The organism is Nioella sp. (genome assembly GCF_964229645.1).
Lineage (GTDB): Bacteria > Pseudomonadota > Alphaproteobacteria > Rhodobacterales > Rhodobacteraceae > Nioella.
On sequence record NZ_CAXREX010000095.1, the window covers coordinates 1 to 3,265 of the forward strand.

The 3,265-nt window shown below is 64.7% G+C and carries 3 protein-coding genes and 1 pseudogene; all 4 read left to right on the forward strand.

From position 1 onward, the window contains the following. The coding region (locus ACEQXV_RS06465; protein WP_370268384.1) for a sensor histidine kinase at window positions 1-737 on the forward strand (737 nt) is incomplete at its 5' end. A 318-nt stretch (window positions 738-1,055) separates the two neighbouring features. Continuing rightward, a complete protein-coding gene (gene phnC / locus ACEQXV_RS06470; RefSeq protein ID WP_370268387.1) occupies window positions 1,056-1,868 on the forward strand; it encodes a phosphonate ABC transporter ATP-binding protein in 813 nt (270 codons plus the stop codon). Between the two features lie 63 nt (window positions 1,869-1,931). Continuing rightward, complete coding sequence (gene phnD / locus ACEQXV_RS06475; RefSeq protein ID WP_370268385.1) at window positions 1,932-2,837, forward strand: phosphonate ABC transporter substrate-binding protein; 906 nt, start codon at window positions 1,932-1,934, stop codon at window positions 2,835-2,837. A 63-nt stretch (window positions 2,838-2,900) separates the two neighbouring features. Then, window positions 2,901-3,265 (forward strand): annotated as a pseudogene (locus tag ACEQXV_RS06480) (phosphonate ABC transporter, permease protein PhnE); the annotation flags it as partial.

A 3,265-nucleotide genomic window follows, 5' to 3' on the forward strand; every position in this document is an offset into this window, starting at 1 on the left:
TGAAACGCGCCCAGGAAGAACTGGTCCAGGCCGGCAAGCTGTCGGCCCTTGGGCAGATGTCGGCGGGGCTGAGCCATGAGCTGAACCAGCCGCTGATGGCGATCCGCCAGTTCGCCGAGAACGGATCGCTGTTGCTGGAGCGCGGCAAGGCCGACCAGGCGGGGCAGAACCTGACGCGGATTTCCGAGCTGTCGGGTCGCATGGGGCGGATCATCCGCAACCTGCGCGCCTTTGCCCGGCAGGAAAGCGAACCGGCCAGGCGCATCGACCTGGGCCAGGTGATCGCCAGCGCGCTGGAGGTGACCGAGGCGCGGCTGGCCAAGGACGGTGTGGCGCTGAACTGGCAGCCGCCCGCGCAGCCGGTGCGCGCCATGGCCGGAGAGGTGCGGCTGGCGCAGGTGCTGGTCAACCTGATTTCCAATGCCGCCGATGCCATGGCGGGATCGGAGCGCAAGGCCCTGACCATCACCCTTGAGGCGGCGGGGGGCGCAAACGGCCGGCCGGTTATCCGGGTGCGCGACACCGGCCCCGGCATCGATCAGCCCGAGCGGATCTTTGATCCCTTCTATTCCACGAAAGAGGTCGGGGCCTCGGAAGGGATGGGGCTGGGGCTGTCGATCTCCTACGGTCTGGTGCAGAGCTTTGGCGGCGCGATCCGGGGGCGGAACCTGGAGCAGGGCGGAGCGGAATTCTCGGTCGAGCTGGAGCCGGTCGCGGAGGACCTGGCGGCGCAATAGGGGCTTTGGTCTGGGGGCGTCGGTTTGGGGTTTGGAGCGTGATCCAGAGGCGCGCCTGCGGCGCACGCGATTTTATTGCATTTGTCCCTTGGGACAAATGCGGGCCTCCGGCGGGGATATTTTTGAAAACCAAAGAGGGAGGGCGTGCGCGCTTTGGCGGGGCGGGGGCCCTGTTTTGAGGTGGGCGGGTGGTGCCGGGAGCGGGGGACTAGCGCGAAGTTCGGTCAGGAGGAGCGGCGTCACAAAACTTTCTTTGAAGTGATACAAAACCTTGGCGGTGGCCCCTTAGCAGACGGCGCAGGACAGATGGGGGCCGCTTTGCTGCGTATCGACGAACTGACGAAAACCTTCGGCAAGAATACTGCCGTTGACCGTGCCACGATCCAGGTGGACCGCCCGATGATGATCGGGATCATCGGCCGTTCGGGGGCGGGCAAATCGACCCTGCTGCGGATGCTGAACCGGCTGACCGATCATACCAGCGGGCAGGTGGTCTTCGAGGGCCGGGACGTCACCGCGCTGAAGGGCGCGGAGAAGCGCGCCTGGCAGGCCGATTGCGCGATGATCTTCCAGCAGTTCAACCTGGTGCCGCGCATGGATGTGGTGTCGAACGTGCTGCATGGCACGCTGAACAAACGCTCGACCCTGACCAGCCTGTTCAACCTTTTCCCCGAGGCCGACATCCATCGCGCCATCGACATCCTGGATCGCCTGGGTATTGCCGAACATGCGCCCAAGCGCGCCGAGGCCCTGTCGGGCGGGCAGCAGCAGCGCGTCGCCATCGCGCGCGCCCTGATGCAGGATCCGAAGATCATCCTGGCGGATGAGCCGATTGCCAGCCTCGACCCGATGAACGCCCAGATCGTCATGGATGCGCTGCGCCGCATCCACGAGGAAGATGGCCGCACGGTCATCGCCAACCTGCACACGCTGGACACCGCGCGCCGCTATTGCGACCGCGTGATCGGCATGCTGCACGGCCGCATCGTCTTTGACGGCACGCCCGAGCAGCTGACGACCGGCGTGGCCCGCGACATCTATGGTGCCGATGCGTCCTTCTCGGAAGAGGCGACATCCACCGAGATCGGCGCGCTGAACCGGACCACCCGGCCGGCGCCCATTCCTGCCTGACCTCTTTTCATCCGGCCCGGTTCCACAGTGGGGGCCGGGCTTTTCACCACGGGAGCAACCAAGATGAAAAACCTGATCGCCCTTGCGCTGACCACCACCGCGCTTGTCACCCCTGCCTTCGCGCAGGACCAGATCGAAGAATTCCGCATCGGCATTCTGGGCGGCGAGAACGCCCAAGACCGTCTGAACAGCCATGAATGCCTGAAGGGCTATACCGAAGAGACCCTGGGCGTTCCGGTCAAGCTGTTCGCGCCCGCCGATTATGACGGCGTGATCCAGGGCCTGCTGGGAGGCACCATCGACATGGCCTGGCTGGGTGCCTCGGGCTATGCCAAGACCTTCCTGGACGATCCGGAAGCGGTCGAGCCGGTGCTGGTCAAGATCAACCTCGACGGCTCCTACGGCTATCATTCGATCGGTTTTGCCCGCAAGGACGCCGGCATCACCTCTCTCGAAGGGCTGAAGGGCAAGAAATTCGGCTTCGGTGATCCGAACTCGACTTCTGGCTACCTGATCCCCTCGATCGAGATCCCCCAGACCACCGGCGCGACCATGGAAAACGGCGACTACTTTGGTGAGGTCGTGTTCACCGGCGGTCACGAACAGACCATCGTTGCAGTCAACAACGGTGACGTCGACGGCGGCGTGACCTGGGCCGACGGCCAGGGCAACTGGGAAGACGGCTTCAACTCGGGTGCGCTGCGCAAGGCCGTGGACGCGGGCCTGAGCGACATGAACGACCTGGTGGAAATCTGGCGGTCCAAGCCGATCCCGGAAGGCCCGATCGTTCTGCGCAAGGCCCTGCCGCAAGAGGTCAAGGCCAAGATGACCGCGCTGGTCGAAGGCATGTACGAGGCCGACAAGGATTGCACCTACAACATCTCGGCCGGTGAATCCCTGGGCTTCAAGCCGATCACCCATGACGCCTATGTGTCGATCGTCGAAGCCCGCAAGGCAAAATCCCAGTAATTTCCAGACTTCTCGAACGGGCCCCTGTCGCGGGGGCCCGTTTCCATCAAGGACGTTTCCGACATGTCAGAGATCAGCCCCCACAGCCGGCCGGGGCCGGCCCATGTTCGCGATGAGTATATCGCCCTGACACGCCGAAAACGGCTTTACTCCGGCATGCTGCTGGCGATCTTCGTGGCGCTTATGGCCTCGGGCTTCATGGTGGCCGATGACCGCAACGCGGGCGGCTTCTGGGACGGCTGGACGCGGGTTCTGGACTTCCCCCGCGTGGTCCTGGCCGAGGCGAGCGAGAAGGTCGCCGAACTGCCGGGCCATATCGTCACCTTCTTCCCCGCGCTGATCGAGACGATCAACATCGCCGCCGTCTCGACCCTTGTGGGCGCGCTTGGCGGCATGGTGCTGTCGATGCTGGCGACCCGGGGCATGGC